Below are 16,947 nucleotides of genomic sequence, written 5' to 3' on the forward strand. Positions count from 1 at the left end.
ATTAATGAAAAATGAGCTATATTCAACATTCCACCGCGGGTGTGTAGTATGCTATATCGGAGGTGTACATATGGCAATACGAGAATATCAGGGGATATCTCAAATTCGAGGACCTCTCATTATAATAGAAAATGTTAAAGATATAAGATACGATGAAGTTGTCGAAATTGAACATAATAATAAAACCAGATTGGGTAAAGTTATTATGATAAGTGAAGATGCAGCCGTTATTCAGGTGTTTGAAGGAACTCAAGAATTATCTCTTAATGAACCAAAAATAAAGTTTTTAGGAAAACCACTAGAAATAAATTTATCTCCAGATATACTTGGAAGAACATTTGATGGACTGGGAAGACCTATTGATGAAATGGGTGAAATAATTGCACAAAAAAGTGTAGATATAAACGGATCAGCAATAAATCCGGCCGCCCGTGAATATCCTCGAGATTTTATTCAAACAGGTATTTCAGCAATTGATAGTATGCTTACATTAATACGTGGTCAGAAACTTCCTATTTTTTCAGGAAATGGATTACCTCATAATAAATTAGCGGTTCAAATTGCCAAACAGGCTAAATTAAAATCAAATGAAGAATTTGCTGTTGTATTTGGTGCAATAGGTTTAAAAAAAGACGATGCAAATTTCATAATTAAAAATTTTGAAGAAAGTGGCGCCATAGAAAATATGGTGGTGTTTTTAAATCTGGCCAGTGACCCTGTCGTCGAAAGGATAGCTACGCCAAGAATGGCTCTTGCAGTTGCTGAATACTTGGCTTTTGATTTAGGAAAACATGTTCTTGTAATTTTAAATGATATGACCAATTATTGTGAAGCATTAAGGGAATTATCAAATTATAGAGGTGAAATTCCTGGAAGAAAAGGTTTCCCTGGGTATCTTTACTCAGATTTAGCTTCGATATATGAAAGAGCTGGTATGATTAAAGGGAAAAATGGTTCTGTAACCCAAATACCTATATTAACTATGCCAAATGATGATATTACTCATCCAATACCAGATTTAACCGGTTTTATAACAGAAGGCCAAATTGTTTTATCAAGAGAATTACATAGAAAAAATATATACCCACCTATAAATGTTTTACCATCTCTTTCAAGATTGATGAAAGATGGAATTGGTAAAGGATTTACCAGAGAAGATCATCCGGATGTATCATCACAGCTTTTTGCATCTTATTCTAGGGTGTTTGAAATAAGATCTTTGGCTGCTATAATTGGAGAAGATGATTTATCTGATATAGATAAATTGTATCTGGAGTTTGGAAAAACCTTTGAAAATGAATTTATTAATCAGAGTTTTAATGAAGAAAGAACACTTGAAGATACATTAAATATTGCCTGGAAAATACTTTCTATATTACCGAAGACAGAACTAACAAGAATAAAAAAGAATTATATAGAGAAATATTATAAAAAATAACCTTTAAGATTGAAGGTGGAATAATGATTTTTAATCAAACTATACCGACAAAAGGAAATTTAATAAATTTAAAACAACAGATTATTCTTGCAAAACAGGGACATGATTTGCTGGAGAAAAAAAGAAATATTATAATGAAAGAATTAGTAGATTTAATAGATCAGGCTAAGAGTGTTCAGGATAGAATATTAAAAATATTTAATAAAGCTTATGAATCTTTGCAACTGGCAAATCTTGATTTAGGAATAGAAAATGTTGAAGAATATGCAAATGGGGTTTTAGAATACGATGATTTAAAAATAAGATTCAGAAGTATAATGGGTGTTGAGGTTCCAGAAATTTATAAAGAAGAGCAAAAAATAGATATTCCTTATGAAATTTATAGAACAGATGCTGCATTAGATCAAGCATATATATCTTTTAAAACAGTTTTGGGATTAATTATAGAAGCTTCCATGATTGAAAATAAGGTTTACAAACTTGCACATGAAGTAAAAAAGACTAAAAAAAGGGTTTCTGCACTTGAAAATATTGTAATACCTCAACTACAAAGTTCTATTAAATTTATTCAGGATACTCTTGAGGAATTTGAAAGAGAAGAATTTTTTAAATTAAAAAAATTAAAAAGATAATTATAGATTACGATATCTAAAAAGTCAAATTCACTCAGACAGCTTGATTGCTAATCCTTAAAATTATTCATTCTCAGCCGTCGCTCAAACAATACATCGTGTATTGTTTCGCTCAAAATTACGTCCATGTAATTTTGACGGCTTCCATTCATAATTTTAAGGGCAATCTTCGAGTCTTCGTTTCATTTGAGACTTTTTAGACAATCTATATAGATAATAAAATTTAACTTGACAAAAAGAGTTTTTTATGATATAATTATTAGTGAGAGTTATTATAAGACCCGGCTTATGTGGTTAGGGTCTTTTTTTTTATTAATTTATAATTATAGGAATGTACTATATTTGAACATAAATTCATAATATGGAGGGAAAATATGATAAATGTTGCATTAATTGCTCATGATAAAAAGAAATTGGATTTAGTTATGTTTGTAAAGGAATGGAAGTATGTATTTGAAAAATGTAATCTTTATGCTACCAGTTCCACTGGAACTTTAATAGAAGAAAAGGTTGGATTAAATGTAACAAAATTTGCGTCAGGTCCATATGGAGGAGACTTGCAAATAGGTGCAATGATTGCAGCAGGAAGCATGGATTTTGTTATATTTTTAAGAGATCCTTTAACAGCACAACCTCATGAACCAGATGTTTCTGCTTTAATGAGAGTTTGTGATGTACATAATATACCTCTTGCTACCAATTTAGCGACAGCAGAAGGGCTTGTATTAGAAATAGAGAAAAAATTTAAATAAGAGAAGGTGGAATTATTAAAGATTTAGATAATTATGAAAAATATACAAAAGGAGAAGAAATTGCAAATTCTATAACTCATGGTATAGGGGCTATCTTGAGTATAGCTGCTTTAGTTTTATTGATTGTCTTTTCAACGTTAAAAGGAACTTTTTTACAAACCGTTAGTGTTACTATATATGGAATAAGTTTATTTTTATTATACCTTGCTTCAACTTTATATCATAGTATTCAACATAAAAAAACAAAACAAATATTAGAAATAATAGATCATTCTTCAATCTATTTATTAATAGCAGGCACATATACTCCATTTACTTTAGTAACACTAAACGGTAAAATTGGATGGACGATTTTCACAACTATATGGGTATTAGCATTAATCGGTATAGGGTTAAAACCTTTTTTTGTAAAAAAATTCAGAATAATCTCAACGCTTCTATATATTGGAATGGGTTGGATGATAATTTTCGCAATAAATCCATTAATATCTTCATTACCTTTAGGTGGAATAATATGGCTTGTAATAGGAGGTTTATTATACACCGTTGGTGCTGTTTTTTATATATGGAGGAAGTTACCTTATAGTCATATGATATGGCATTTATTTGTTTTAGGTGGAAGTATTTCTCATTTTATTGCAGTATTTTTTTATGTTTTGAATTAAGTGTTTGAATACACTTTAATATTATATTATCAACCAAAAAGCTCCTCTGGAGCTTTTTGGTTTTTGGAGGTACATCATGAAAAAATTTTTTTTGATTTTATATTTATTTTTTTCTCTATTTTTATATTCTTATAGAATTTTTATTACTCCGTCTTATGAATTGGCAGATTTTATAGAGGAAAAAATTATTATTTCTAACAATATAAAATTTGTATCATTGAGTTTGAATGCCCCTTTTTTGTCTATATTAAATAACAAGAACAATGTCGAAGGTTTTATAGAATTTAATATGTATGATATTAAAAGCAATAATATACTGCCTGATAAAAATACTGAGGGATATTTACATGAAAAATTCATGATATTTGATAATAAAAGTGTACTATTTGGAACGGGGAATTTTACAAGCGGTAGTATATTTGAAGATTTAAATGTTTATATATATACAGAAGATCAAGCAATAACATCTCTTTTTTTAAAAGAATTTCAAAATTTTCAAAATGGTAAATTTGGAAAAAACAAGAATATAGAGAATAAATCTATTTATTCAAAAGATATTGGAAAAATAATTTTTATAACCGGACCCTCAAAAAATATATACAACTCTATAAATAATTTTATTTTATCATCTAAAAAATTTTTATATATATTTACTTATTCATTTACTGATGGTCGAATATTATATTCATTTGAAAAATTATCATCCATAAATGTTGACGTAAAAATTATTGCCGATAACTGGAATGAAAAGTTTGTATCAAATTTAAAATATCTAAAAGGTATAGAATATAAAATTTTAAAAAAATATAGAAATATGCATTTAAAATTATTAGTAAATGAACATGGTTTATTGTTGGGAAGTTATAATCTAACATATAGAGCTCGCGAAAAAAATGATGAATATATCTTAATTATATACAATAAAGATATTAGACAAATATTGTTCGATTTATTCAATAAATTATGGAATCAATAATTAATTTTTACATCATTGTTTTGTATTTTTAATAAATTATAGTATAATTACTTCATGTAAAAATTTTTTATGGGGGATATCATGAAAAAAAATTTTATATTTATTTTTATTTTAATATTTATTCTTTTCTTTTATATTATAAAATCGCCATTAAAAATAGGCATAATTGGGAATTTTTCTGGAGATGAGACATTTTCTATGGAAGATATTGTTAAGGCAGTCAACACATTTTCCAAAAAATATAAATATTCTAATATAAAGATTTATTATGAAGATGCAAAAGGAAATGCCGAGGATTCTTTAAAAGTATATAATAAATTAAAAAAGAAAAACGTGAGCATAATGATATTTGCTACAGATTCTACTTCATTTAATCCTGTCTATCCCCTGCTTAAAAAAGATAAAATTCTTGGAATAGGTGCTTCTATTACTTCTGATATTTATACAAACAAAGATGATTGGTTTGTAAGAATTATTCCTAATAATAAAAATGAACAAAAGCAAATCGCAGAATATTTGAATGAAAAAACAGACGAAATTCTTATTATAAAAGGATATGAAAATCCGATTTATATAAATAATTCATTTGAGAATTTTAAGGATTTTTATTATGGAAATATTAATCTTATTCCTTTAAATACACCGGAAAATTCAATAGAAAAAATCAAACTGTACTATAATAATGAAAATTATGCATATATTATGATAAGCTCTATCAACAAAAGTGCTTTAATAATAAACTTATTGAAAAAAATGAATCCGAAAATAAATATAATAATTTTACCTTGGTTTAATGATAAACATTTAATCGATTTGTTAGATAATAAAAAAAATATAATATTACCTTATTACTTTTCAAATTATTCAGAATATTCCCGTAAATTTAAGGAGCTATATAATGAATATCCAAATATTTATGCAAATATTATTTATGAAACTTTGGAAATATTATATTATGCTTATAAAAATACTCCAAATAGATCAGAAGAAATAAAAAAATATCTTTTAAATAATACATTTAATACTTCCTTTGGGATCGTAAAATTCGATAAGTATGGTGAAATAAATAAAAAACTTTTATTTGAGGTGTATCCCCAATGAAAAAAATATTTATTATTTTAGTTATTTTATCTTTTACATATTTATTTGGAAATACACTCAAAGTTGGAGTATATGAAAATCCTCCCCTTATGTATGCCGAAAATGGTAAAATAAAAGGTATTCTTCCGGAAATTATGGATTATATATTTAAAAAAGAGAATATAGATGTTAAATATGTTTATTTAAACTTTTCTGAAGGGTTGGAATATTTAGAAAATGATTTAATAGATATTTTATTAGGAGTTGGGTATACAAAAGATAGAAGTGAAATTTTTAAGTATAATACTGTTCCTTTATATGACACATATGGAAAAATTTTCACTTTAAAAAATACAAAAATACATAATTTTTTTGATTTAAAAAACAAAACAATTGGAGTATTAAAAAATGATATTTTTTATCTTGGAGAAAAAGGGCTAAAAAAAATTGATGATACATTTGATTTAAACATAAGATTTTTAGAATACAATACATATGAAGACATATTTAGAGCTTTAATAAAAAAAGAGATTGATGCAGGATTGGTAAATTATTACGTTGGAATGATGCTTTATAAAAAATATAATGCATTTGAAACGCCTATTTCATTTTATCTTATCAATGCATATTTGATATATCATAAAGACAATTTGCGGGATATTATACATAAAATAGATTCCAATTTAACAAATTTAAAAAGCAACCCTAATTCTGTATATTATACAATTACAAGTAAATATTTACATAATGCCAAAATTCCGTTATGGATAACATTAATTCTTACAATATCTTTATTAATACTCATAGTATTAGCTTTAATTATATGGGTTATGAATAATATAATAAAAAGAAGAACAGCTGAATTAAGAAAACAAATACAAATTACTAAAAATCAAAATTTGGAATTGGAATATTTATTAAAATCTTTAAAAGAATATACTAAGGAGTTAAATATAACAAAAGAAAAACTTGAAAAATCAGAAATGTTATTAAAATCTATAATAGAAAATAGCCAGGATGGGATTTTATATGTTGATAAAAATTTAAATATTATTTTGGCTAATTCTGTTTTCAAAAAATGGGCTAAAAGAGATTTTAATAAAAAAATAAAAGAAAATGATAATTTAAAGGAAATATTTAAAGGAGAAGATCAGTTTTTTGATGAAATTGAATTTTCTCTTAAAAATGAGAAAAATTTCATAGTTGAAAAACCCATAAAAAGATTAGATGGAAGCATATATTGGGTAAGCAATAATTATTATCCAATATATCGAGATTCGAAGGTTATTGGTATAGCTTTAATCAGCAGAGATATTACAAAATTAAAAGAAAATGAATTTAAATTGCAAAAATTAGCTCATTATGATTCTTTAACAGGAATATATAATAGAAATGCCGGGTTTCACCTCTTAGAAGAATTGATATTTTTATCCAAAAGAGAAAAAAAACCAGTTACAATAGGTTTTATAGATGTTGATAATTTAAAAATCATAAATGATACATATGGTCATAATGAAGGAGATAAAGCTTTAAAAGTTATATCTGAAACAATTAAAAAACATATAAGAAGATCTGACATTTTAGCTCGTTATGGCGGTGATGAATTTTTTGTTGGCTTATATAATTGTAAATTAGAAGATGCTCGTAGACTCGAAAAAAATATAACAGAAGAACTTAAAAAACTCAGTGAAAAAAGTAAAATTAATTACAGTGTAAGTTTTGGATTTATCGAATATAATCACAAGGAAACACTTGATTCTATTATTTCAAAAGCAGACGAACTGATGTATAAAAATAAAAGAAAAAAGAATTCAAATAGATAGAATAAAAAAAGATATTTTAAATTATACATTAAAATAACAAGAATTTGAAAGTTGTTTTTAAATTAATTTTTTAGAAATGTAATTATGGGATTTTGTAAAAAATATGAAAAATGATATAATTTATAAAACAAAAATATAAAGAACATTATGGTGTTTTGACAAATAATGCTTGGTTTATTGGAGGGATTGCTTTGATAGAAAGTGTTGTAGTTTCTATTAATATTTCAAAAAAAAAGGGAGTTGTTAAAGAACCAGTTCAAAAAGCAGAATTAAAAGTCAATTGGGGAATTGTTGGTGATTCACATGCTGGAAATTGGCATAGGCAAATATCAATGCTTTCAGAAGAAAGTATTGATAAGATGCGGAAGTATGGATATGAGCTAAAATATGGTGATTTTGCGGAAAATGTTACTATTAAAAGCGGAGAAATATACAAATTACCTGTAGGAACAAAAGTAAAAATTGGTAATACTCTGTTAGAAATTACACAAATAGGGAAAAAATGTCATACATCTTGTGCAATTTATCAGACTATTGGAAAATGTGTTATGCCACTGGAAGGAATATTTTTAAAGGTACTTGAAGGTGGCGAAATAAAAATTGGAGATAAAGTTATTTTTTATACTGGCAAGACAGTAAATGTTTGAATTTTTGGGGTGATATTATGAAAAAAATTTTGATAAAAATTTTGATATATGTTTTTCTAGTATTATCAGTTCAAACTCCGGCCGAAAAGTTGGTAATTTTTCATGCGGGTTCTTTAACCAATGTTTTAAAAGCTCTATCCATTGAATTTGAAAGAGAAAATCCTGATATAAATGTTCAATTAATGGGGTCTGGAAGTTTAGTAGTTGCAAGGAGAATTACAGAATTAAATCAATTAGCCGATATTGCTTTTGTCGCAGATTATACTATTATCCCAGAGTTTTTATATAACAGATATGTGAATTTCAATGTTGTTTTTTCTAATAATAGTCTTGTTTTGGCTTATACTGATAATTCAAAATATAAAGTTCAAATAAATGAAAAAAACTGGTATAAAATTATTTTTAATAAAAATGTTATTTTTGGACATTCTAATCCAGAACTGGATCCAGCGGGATATAGAACATTAATGACACTGCAATTAGCAGAAAAATATTATAATGAAAATGGATTATATAAAAAATTTTTGAATTCCAGAAATAGAATGATTCTAAAAAAATCAGTTGATTTAATTGCATATTTAGAGGCTAATGAAATGGATTATGCATTTTTGTATAAATCAATTGCTTTTCAATATAATTTAAAATATATAGAATTACCTGAAAAAATAAATCTTTCTTCAATAAAATATAAAGAAAATTATAAAAAAGTATTTGTAGAAGTTCCTGGAAAAGATGGGGGAAAAATAAAGATTTATGGGAAACCTATAAACTATAGTTTTACTATATTAAAAAATGCACCTCATTATAATATTGCCATGAAATTTATAAAATTTATGTATTCCAAAAAAGGAAAAGAAATTTTTAAAGAAAAAGGAATGAATTTATTTGCGAATGTTGACTTTCCAGAAAATTTACCTGAAGACTTAAAGGAATTATGGGGGTATTAATTTGGAAATATTAATTGAAAATTTTGAGATTGTTTTTAATCATTTTTTTTTAAATGTAAATAGATTAAAAATAAATTCTGGAAATTATATTTATATAATTGGTCCAACAGGGTCAGGAAAAACACTATTCTTGGAATCAATTGCAGGATTTGTAAAACATAAGGGAAAAATATTTTTTGGCAAAAAGGATATTACTTTATTACCGCCGGAGAAAAGAAATATAGGTTTTGTATATCAAAATTATCATCTTTTCCCACACTTAAATGTAAGAAAAAATATTGAATTTGGTATGAAAATGAAAAAAATTAGTGATTTTGAATATTTCCATTATATAATAGAAAGATTAAATATTTCTCATATCTTAAATAGAAAAGTTCAGGTTCTATCCGGGGGAGAAAAACAGCGAGTTGCATTAGCAAGAGCTCTGGTGACAAAGCCTGATATATTATTACTTGATGAACCATTATCAGCTTTAGATCAGGATATAAAAAAGGATATTTTAAAATTATTGCATGAAATCAATCAGGAGTATAATTTAACAACTATTCATGTAACCCATGATAAAAATGAAATTATTAATAATTCAAAAGTTTATAAAATTTTTAATGGAGTTTTGACGGAGGAATCATATGTTCAGAAATATAATTATAATTATTAGTTTTGCTTTTGTATTTGCGATATTATTACCTTTTCTTACTGTATTTCTAAATGTAGATTATCAATTATTAATTGAGATTTCTAAAACTCCGGAATTTTTAAATACTGTTAAAATAACTTTTTCTGCAGCAATATTAGCAACATTAATAGCCGTAATATTTGGCATTCCTTTTGCTTATGGTATTATTCGATTTGATTTTCCCTTTAAAGCCATTTTAGAGGCTATTATCGATATTCCTCAGACTATTCCCCACACAGCTGCGGGAATCGCATTATTAATGACTTTAGGAAGAAATTCATTTATAGGGAAAAGTTTTGGGTTATTTGGTATTTCTTTTGTACATACATTTTGGGGAATTGTTGCAGCGATGAGTTTTTTGAGTTTTAGTGTTTTTGTAAATTCGGTAAAAGATGGGTTTAAAAAAGTTGATATAAGATATGAGAAAGTTGCACGTTCTTTAGGTGCAACACCTTTTAAAAGCTTTGTTTTTATAGCTTTACCAATGGTAAAACATGAAATAATTACAGGTTCCTTATTAATGTGGGCAAGAAGTATTTCAGAATTTGGTGCTGTTGCTATATTAGCATATTATCCCATGACTTTATCTGTCCTTACCTACGATAAATTTCAGGGATATGGATTAAAACAGGCATTAGCGCTAACCGCTTTAATATTTATTATGTCAATGATTATATTTGTATTCATTAGAATAGTACAAAATTTCTGGAAATACACAGAATCGAGGTAATTATTATGAAAGATAAATACAATAGAAAAGTTGAATATATTAGACTTTCGTTAACTGATAAATGTAATTTTAGATGTAATTATTGCATGAATGAAGAAGTAAAATTTATGCAAGATAATGAACTACTTACATTAAAAGAAATAGAAGTATTAGTTAAAACTTTAAAGGATTTAAATTTTAAAAAGATAAGGTTAACAGGTGGAGAGCCAACATTGAGAATGGATATTGTTGATGTTGCTAAAATAATAAAAAAATATTTTGGAACATTTAGTATAACGACAAATGGTTCTTTAATGTATTATCTTGCTGATGAACTCAAAAAGAATGGTTTAAATGAAGTGAATTTTAGCCTGGATTCTCTGAATAGTGAAAATTTCAAAAATATTACTAAAAGAGATGAACTGCAAAATGTTTTAAATGGGCTTGAAAAATCACTGAAAATAGGTTTAAAAGTCAAGCTCAATACAGTTATTCAAAAAAGAAATTTATCAGAAATCTTTGATTTAATTGAATTTGCGGCAAAATTGAACTTGCCTATTAGATTTATTGAATTAATGCCTATTGGAAAAAATTATAATGATAGTGATTTTATTAGCGAAAAAACTTTAAAGGATAAAATAAAGGAAAAATATAATTTAATTCCTGTAAAAATAAAATTCGGTTCAGGTCCTTCAAATTACTATTTAATAAAGGAACTAAATTCATACATAGGTTTTATTTCTGCTATTACACATAATTTTTGTTCAAGCTGCAATAAAATTAGAATTTCTGCAGATGGAAAAATTTATCCATGTTTGGCTTTTGATTACCATATTTCAATAAAAGATGTTATTTTAGAAGAAGATAAATTAAAAGAGAAAATAAAATTTGCTATTTTTGAGAAACCCAAACGACACTATTTAAGTAAATTAACAAAGAAAACGCCTATGCATAAAATGGGGGGGTAGAATGGATTTTACACATATTGATAAAAATGGAAATGTTAATATGGTTGATGTATCTGGGAAAAACATAACTTTAAGAATAGCCCGTGCTCATGGAAAGATAAAGATGAAAAAGGAAACATTAAAAGCAATAGTTTCTGGAAAAATAATTAAAGGTAATGTTTTAACTACAGCAAAAATAGCTGGTATTATGGGAGCAAAACGGACTTCTGAATTGATACCAATGTGTCATAATATATTTATTTCGAAAATTGATATTGAATTTAAAATAAACGATAATAATATCGAAATATTTTCATTAGCAAAAACACATTCTCAGACTGGTATAGAGATGGAAGCATTAACTGCTGTGAATATTGCAGCCCTTACAATTTATGATATGTGTAAAGCTATTGACAGAGAAATGGAAATTTCGGATATATATTTAATTGAAAAATCTGGTGGGAAAAGCGGACATTTTTTAAGGGAGGATAATTTATGAAATATTTTGTTCTAACTTTAAGCGATAAAGGCTCAAAGGGTGAAAGGGAAGATATTAGTGGAAAAATAATTCAAGATTTAATGAATAACATAGGCGGAAAATTAATTGGATATAAAATATTGCCAGATGAAAAAGAACAGATTTCTCAAGAATTAAAAGAATTAATAAAAAAAGATATCGACATAATATTAACAACTGGAGGAACGGGATTAACAACAAGAGATGTAACTCCAGAAGCTACTTTAGAAGTTATTGAAAGAAGGATATATAGCATGGAAATAGCCATGATAACAACAGCTCTAAAAAAAACTCCTCATGGAATGCTATCAAGAGCTGTTGTTGGAATTGCAAATAAAACATTAATTATAAATCTTCCTGGAAGTCCAAAAGCTGTACAAGAAAACTTGCAGGTATTATTACCTGCTATCCCACATGCGATAGAAAAAATAAAAGATTTAGGTGGTGATTGTGCGCGATAATAAAAGCATAATTTATTTTTGATATTTTTGCCATAATCTTTCAAATTCCTTTTCATAAACTTCTGATATATACTTACTATGAATTATTAAAGAATTCTCATCATTATTATATTGTGCAGAATTCGTAAAATTGAAAGAACCGGTAAGAGTTATTTTTTCATCTATTATAATTACTTTATGATGAAACGTTTTGTCATTTTTATCTAATATAACATTAATGCCATTTTGTTTTAAATAATTTATCTGAGCCCAGTTATAATTTGATTGATATTCTTCCGCAATAATTTTGACATCAACACCTCTTTTTTTTGCATCTATTAATGCATCAGCTATTTGACGTTTGCTGAATGTAAATATCATAACATGGATTTTTTTATTGGCTTCATTTATTAATTTTATTATTCTATTTGTTAAATCATCTTCTGGAGTAAAATAAGGTTCTATTAATCCACTGTCAAATTCTACTTTTTTATATGGTTTATTATCAATCGAATTTTTACCAAAATATCCGTTATACATTTCATTAAATTCATTCATATAATCCTGTGCCAACTCATTTGAAAATATTATTATTGAATTATTGGAGTTATATCCAAAACCATTATTTGTAAAATTGGTGCTTCCGGTTATTACACAATAACCATCAATAATTATAAATTTATTGTGCATTAATTTATAATTTTTATCATATTTTACCAATATGCCAGATTTTTTTAATCCAGATATATAGGAATTGATGTTTTGTGATTCTATTATTAATCTTATATCGATATTTTTATTCTTTAGCTCTTTTAATTCTTTTATAAAAGGATAATAATTAACATCGTATATTGCTATCCATACAAATTTTTTCGCATTATCCAATAATGATTTTATATATTTCCAATTTTTTTTCTCATTATTACCTTCATCAAAAAAAAGTACAGTCGAATCATCACTGATATTATGAATTTCAATATTTAAATCAGTTGCTTCTTTTAAATCTTCGAGATGATAATCTGCTCTCCAAAAATAATTATTTCCATCGTAATATTCTCCAGGTAATTCTAAATCTTTAGAACTAATAATAAAATTCCCTTCTGAAATAGCAAAAATTATGGAATATACACTCAATAAAAAAATAATCAAAAAATTTTTTTTCATAAAAACTCCTCCTATAACATAAAATTTACATAATTCTATTGTTTTTTCATACTTGAATGTAGTATAATAATTGTAGATGTTTAAAATATTATTTTTTAGTAGGTGAAACTATGGAAATGTTAGAGAAATTAAAAATATTATCAGCATCTGCTAAATATGATGTTTCTTGTGCTTCAAGCGGGAGTGAAAAAAATAATTCAAATGGATTAGGTAATGCTGTGAATAGCGGAATATGCCATAGTTGGACAGGAGATGGCAGGTGTATATCTCTTCTAAAAATACTATTTTCAAACGCATGCATTTATGATTGTGTATATTGCATAAATAGGTCGAGTAATGATGTGAAAAGAGCTACTTTCAAAATAGATGAAATTGTTAAATTAACAATAAATTTTTATAAAAGGAACTACATAGAAGGATTATTTCTAAGTTCTGCGGTTGTAAAAAGTCCAGATTATACAATGGAACAAATGTTAAGAGTTGCTAAAAAATTAAGAATCGATGAAAGATTTAACGGATATATACACCTTAAAGCAATTCCAGGAGCTGATTTGAAATTAATTCGTGAAGCTGGTTATTATGCTGATAGATTAAGCGTAAATATAGAGCTCCCAAGTGAAAAAAGTTTGAAATTATTGGCCCCACAGAAAAAAAGAGAAAATATATTAAAACCAATGTCATACCTTGGTAAAAATATGTTAGCAAATATTGAAGAAAGAAAAAAATATAAAAAAGCTCCTGTGTTTATTCCTGCAGGTCATAGTACTCAATTAATTGTTGGAGCTTCACCAGAAAATGATTTTCAAATTTTAAAACTCGCAGAAATAATGTATAAAAAATTCAACATGAAAAGAGTTTATTATTCAGCTTTTATAAAAGTGAATAATGACAAAAAATTACCCGATATTTTACCACCGCTAAATAGAGAGCATAGATTATATCAAGCAGATTGGCTCATAAGATTTTATAAATTTAAAGCGGAGGAAATTGTAAATACAGAATATCCATATTTAGATGAAAAATTAGATCCTAAAACCTCATGGGCGTTGAGAAATTTTCAATATTTTCCCGTGGAAATAAACAAATCATCTTATGAAATGCTTTTACGAGTTCCAGGGATAGGTGTAAAATCAGCTTTAACTATTATAAAAATTAGAAAATATTCTCCATTAACCTTTGAAAAGTTAAGAAAAATAGGAGTTGTTTTAAAAAGAGCAAAATATTTTATAACCTGTAATGGAAAATATTATTCAAATTTATTATTAACACCAGACACAATTAAAGAAGAGTTGTTAAAAAACAAAGAATATAAAATTCCACTATTCTTACCAAACTCAATACAGAAGGTGGCGAGATAATGAAAATACTTATTTATGATGGGACTTTTCAGGGATTATTAACATTAATCTTTTATTGTTATAATAAAAGATTTATACCTGATCTTGTATTCAAAAAAAGCAATCCAACGATATTTAACATAATTGACTATATAGAATCGGACTTTGAAAAATCAAGAATAGTTGGTGAATTCATTATAAAAAAATTGGATAAACAAATATTAAAAAATATTTATCTTGCATATCTTTCCGAAATAGAAAATATTGAGAGTAGTATAATAAAATACTTTAATTTATCTCTTAAAATGCAAAGAAATGCAGAAATACATATTGAAAAAAACTATGTTTTAAGTGTTAAAAATGCAATATATAAGGTTATAAAGGAAAAACAGAGATTTTTAGGGTTATTGAGATTTAGAGAGTTGTTTAATGGAATCCTATATGCACCATTTGAACCGGATCATAATATAATCACTTTGCTTGCTTCACATTTTAGTGACAGACTAAAAAATAAAATATGGATAATTCACGATTTAAAGCGTGGTTTGGCTATTATATATGATAAAAAATTAGAGTTAGTCAAAATATTAAATTATAATATGAACTTAGAAAAAAGTATATCTTCTTCTGAAAAAGAGTTTCAAAGTTTATGGAAAACATATTTTAAAAATGTTGCTATATCAGAAAGAAAAAATATACGTCTTCAGAAACAATTTATGCCTCAACGATATTGGAAATATCTTACAGAAATTTGATAATTATCATAATTTTTATGTATTCTTATGATATAATGTAAAATGATTCTAATAAAAGAGGTGTGTTATGATAGGAATTAGAGGCGCTACTTCTATAGATAAAAATGAAAAAGAACATATAAAAAATCGTTCTATAGAATTATACAATAAAATCATTCAAAATAATAACATAAAAAATATAATTGCTATATTATGTTCTGTAACTCCAGACATAACAGCATATAATCCTATAACAGCCATACGAAAGCACTTCGGATTAAATAATATACCTTTAATGACATTCCAGGAAGCTGTTTTTGAGAATTCTGCAAACGGAATAATAAGATTTTTAATTCTTTGTGAGAGTGATACTCAAAATTTTATATATTTACATAATGCGAGAGATTTAAGAAAAGATTTAAAATAAATATTTATTTCGTTGAATCTCTAATTATCAATGTGGGTTTTAATATAATACCTCTTATTTTTTTTTGTTTTTCTTCAATTAAATTTAAAATTAATTCAGCTGCTTTGTACCCCAATTCATATATTGGTTGTCTTATAGTAGTTAGCGAAGGTTTATAATGTCTACTAAAAAATATATCATCAAAACCTGTAACCTCAACATCTTGAGGAATTTGTATTCCTTTTTCCTGAAGAGAATCAATTATACCATATGCAATTAAATCATTTCCTCCTATAATTACATCAGGTAATGCTTTTATGCGTTTTCCAAATTTGAATCCTGCTTCATAAGAAAAATTAGTATAAACGTGTTTATAATTATATATGTTTTTTTCTTTCATAAAATCAATAAATGTTTCATATCTTATTTTTGCACTAAATGTATTTTTGCTTCCATTTATAAAATAAAAACTCCTTTTTCCATTATTATATAAATAATTTAATAAATCTAAAATTCCAGATTTATTATCACAAATAACATAAGAAGCATTGACATCTTCCAAAATTCTATCAAGAAAAACTATTTTTAGACCTTTATCTATTAATTTTTCTAAAGTTGGATTATATAATCCTGTTCCTGTAAATATAATACCGTCTATATGTTTGGAAATTAAAGTATTGATTATTTTAGTTTCTATTTCTAAATTCTGATCTGAATTACTTAATAGAAGAGTATAATCCTTCTGTTTTAAATAATCTTCAACCCCTTTTACTATATTTGGGAAAAAAGGATTTGTAATATCTGGAATTACGAATCCTATCGTTTTGGTATTACCACGTCTTAAATTTTGGGCTAAGATGTTTGGGTTGTAATTCAACTTTTTTATTGCAATTTCAACCTTTTTTTTTAATTCTTTATTCACATAAGTACTATTATTAATAACTCTAGAGACTGTTGAAATAGAAACACCGGCCTCTTTGGCAACATCCTTAATGCTAATTCTTTTCATAAAAAAACACCTCTTAAAAATATGTTTATAAAAAATATGTTTATATAC

19 protein-coding genes are annotated in these 16,947 nt (G+C 25.9%); 17 read left to right on the forward strand and 2 right to left on the reverse strand.

All coding sequences use genetic code 11. The annotated features are described in order from the left end of the window. Positions 1-70 precede the first annotated feature (70 nt). The 14 genes from X274_RS08660 to X274_RS08725 all read left to right on the forward strand — a co-directional run bounded on the left by X274_RS08660 (position 71) and on the right by X274_RS08725 (position 12,270). Entirely contained in the window at positions 71-1,438 is a 1,368-nt protein-coding gene (locus X274_RS08660; protein WP_047266431.1) for a V-type ATP synthase subunit B, read from the forward strand. Between the two features lie 23 nt (positions 1,439-1,461). Continuing rightward, on the forward strand, positions 1,462-2,070 hold the full coding sequence (locus X274_RS08665; RefSeq protein WP_047266432.1) for a V-type ATP synthase subunit D: 609 nt from the start codon (positions 1,462-1,464) through the stop codon (positions 2,068-2,070). Between the two features lie 374 nt (positions 2,071-2,444). Continuing rightward, positions 2,445-2,822 (forward strand): methylglyoxal synthase, encoded by a 378-nt coding sequence (locus X274_RS08670; RefSeq protein WP_047266433.1) that lies wholly within the window; start codon positions 2,445-2,447, stop codon positions 2,820-2,822. A gap of 14 nt (positions 2,823-2,836) precedes the next feature. Next, on the forward strand, positions 2,837-3,487 hold the full coding sequence (trhA, locus tag X274_RS08675; RefSeq protein WP_047266434.1) for a PAQR family membrane homeostasis protein TrhA: 651 nt from the start codon (positions 2,837-2,839) through the stop codon (positions 3,485-3,487). A 76-nt stretch (positions 3,488-3,563) separates the two neighbouring features. Next, complete coding sequence (locus tag X274_RS08680) at positions 3,564-4,463, forward strand: phospholipase D-like domain-containing protein (protein WP_047266435.1); 900 nt, start codon at positions 3,564-3,566, stop codon at positions 4,461-4,463. An 81-nt stretch (positions 4,464-4,544) separates the two neighbouring features. Further along, positions 4,545-5,564 (forward strand): ABC transporter substrate-binding protein, encoded by a 1,020-nt coding sequence (locus tag X274_RS08685; RefSeq protein WP_047266436.1) that lies wholly within the window; start codon positions 4,545-4,547, stop codon positions 5,562-5,564. Then, on the forward strand, positions 5,561-7,366 hold the full coding sequence (locus X274_RS08690; RefSeq protein ID WP_047266437.1) for a diguanylate cyclase domain-containing protein: 1,806 nt from the start codon (positions 5,561-5,563) through the stop codon (positions 7,364-7,366). Before X274_RS08685 ends, X274_RS08690 begins: the two co-directional genes overlap by 4 nt. Positions 7,367-7,557: 191 nt before the next feature. Further along, positions 7,558-8,013 carry an MOSC domain-containing protein gene (locus tag X274_RS08695; RefSeq protein ID WP_047266438.1) on the forward strand — a complete coding sequence of 152 codons (456 nt, stop codon included), beginning with the start codon at positions 7,558-7,560 and terminating at the stop codon, positions 8,011-8,013. A 17-nt stretch (positions 8,014-8,030) separates the two neighbouring features. Continuing rightward, on the forward strand, positions 8,031-8,960 hold the full coding sequence (locus X274_RS08700) for an extracellular solute-binding protein (protein ID WP_047266439.1): 930 nt from the start codon (positions 8,031-8,033) through the stop codon (positions 8,958-8,960). A gap of 1 nt (position 8,961) precedes the next feature. After that, positions 8,962-9,618, forward strand: coding sequence for an ATP-binding cassette domain-containing protein (locus X274_RS08705; protein ID WP_052913268.1), 657 nt, complete (start codon positions 8,962-8,964; stop codon positions 9,616-9,618). Beyond that, the gene (locus X274_RS08710; RefSeq protein WP_047266440.1) at positions 9,590-10,366 is read left to right on the forward strand and encodes an ABC transporter permease; all 777 of its coding nucleotides are present in this window, start codon (positions 9,590-9,592) and stop codon (positions 10,364-10,366) included. Before X274_RS08705 ends, X274_RS08710 begins: the two co-directional genes overlap by 29 nt. Before the next feature lie 5 nt (positions 10,367-10,371). Beyond that, complete coding sequence (gene moaA / locus X274_RS08715; RefSeq protein WP_047266441.1) at positions 10,372-11,313, forward strand: GTP 3',8-cyclase MoaA; 942 nt, start codon at positions 10,372-10,374, stop codon at positions 11,311-11,313. A gap of 1 nt (position 11,314) precedes the next feature. Then, the gene (gene moaC, locus X274_RS08720) at positions 11,315-11,791 is read left to right on the forward strand and encodes a cyclic pyranopterin monophosphate synthase MoaC (protein WP_047266442.1); all 477 of its coding nucleotides are present in this window, start codon (positions 11,315-11,317) and stop codon (positions 11,789-11,791) included. Continuing rightward, positions 11,788-12,270 carry a MogA/MoaB family molybdenum cofactor biosynthesis protein gene (locus tag X274_RS08725; protein WP_047266443.1) on the forward strand — a complete coding sequence of 161 codons (483 nt, stop codon included), beginning with the start codon at positions 11,788-11,790 and terminating at the stop codon, positions 12,268-12,270. The genes moaC and X274_RS08725 overlap by 4 nt, the downstream gene beginning before the upstream one ends. A gap of 12 nt (positions 12,271-12,282) precedes the next feature. Here X274_RS08725 and X274_RS08730 read toward each other — a convergent pair whose 3' ends face one another. After that, complete coding sequence (locus tag X274_RS08730) at positions 12,283-13,413, reverse strand: phospholipase D-like domain-containing protein (protein WP_047266444.1); 1,131 nt, start codon at positions 13,411-13,413, stop codon at positions 12,283-12,285. A gap of 110 nt (positions 13,414-13,523) precedes the next feature. On the opposite strand from X274_RS08730, the gene X274_RS08735 reads away from it, so the two are divergent. The 3 genes from X274_RS08735 to aroH all read left to right on the forward strand — a co-directional run bounded on the left by X274_RS08735 (position 13,524) and on the right by aroH (position 15,911). Continuing rightward, complete coding sequence (locus tag X274_RS08735) at positions 13,524-14,771, forward strand: putative DNA modification/repair radical SAM protein (RefSeq protein WP_047266445.1); 1,248 nt, start codon at positions 13,524-13,526, stop codon at positions 14,769-14,771. Beyond that, a complete protein-coding gene (locus X274_RS08740) occupies positions 14,771-15,505 on the forward strand; it encodes a TIGR03915 family putative DNA repair protein (RefSeq protein ID WP_047266446.1) in 735 nt (244 codons plus the stop codon). Before X274_RS08735 ends, X274_RS08740 begins: the two co-directional genes overlap by 1 nt. Before the next feature lie 67 nt (positions 15,506-15,572). Continuing rightward, a complete protein-coding gene (aroH, locus tag X274_RS08745; protein ID WP_047266447.1) occupies positions 15,573-15,911 on the forward strand; it encodes a chorismate mutase in 339 nt (112 codons plus the stop codon). A 4-nt stretch (positions 15,912-15,915) separates the two neighbouring features. On the opposite strand, the gene X274_RS08750 is transcribed toward aroH, so the two are convergent. Beyond that, positions 15,916-16,899, reverse strand: coding sequence for a LacI family DNA-binding transcriptional regulator (locus tag X274_RS08750; RefSeq protein WP_047266448.1), 984 nt, complete (start codon positions 16,897-16,899; stop codon positions 15,916-15,918). Positions 16,900-16,947 lie beyond the last annotated feature (48 nt).

The sequence above is a fragment of the Marinitoga sp. 1155 genome (genome assembly GCF_001021175.1).
GTDB lineage: Bacteria > Thermotogota > Thermotogae > Petrotogales > Petrotogaceae > Marinitoga.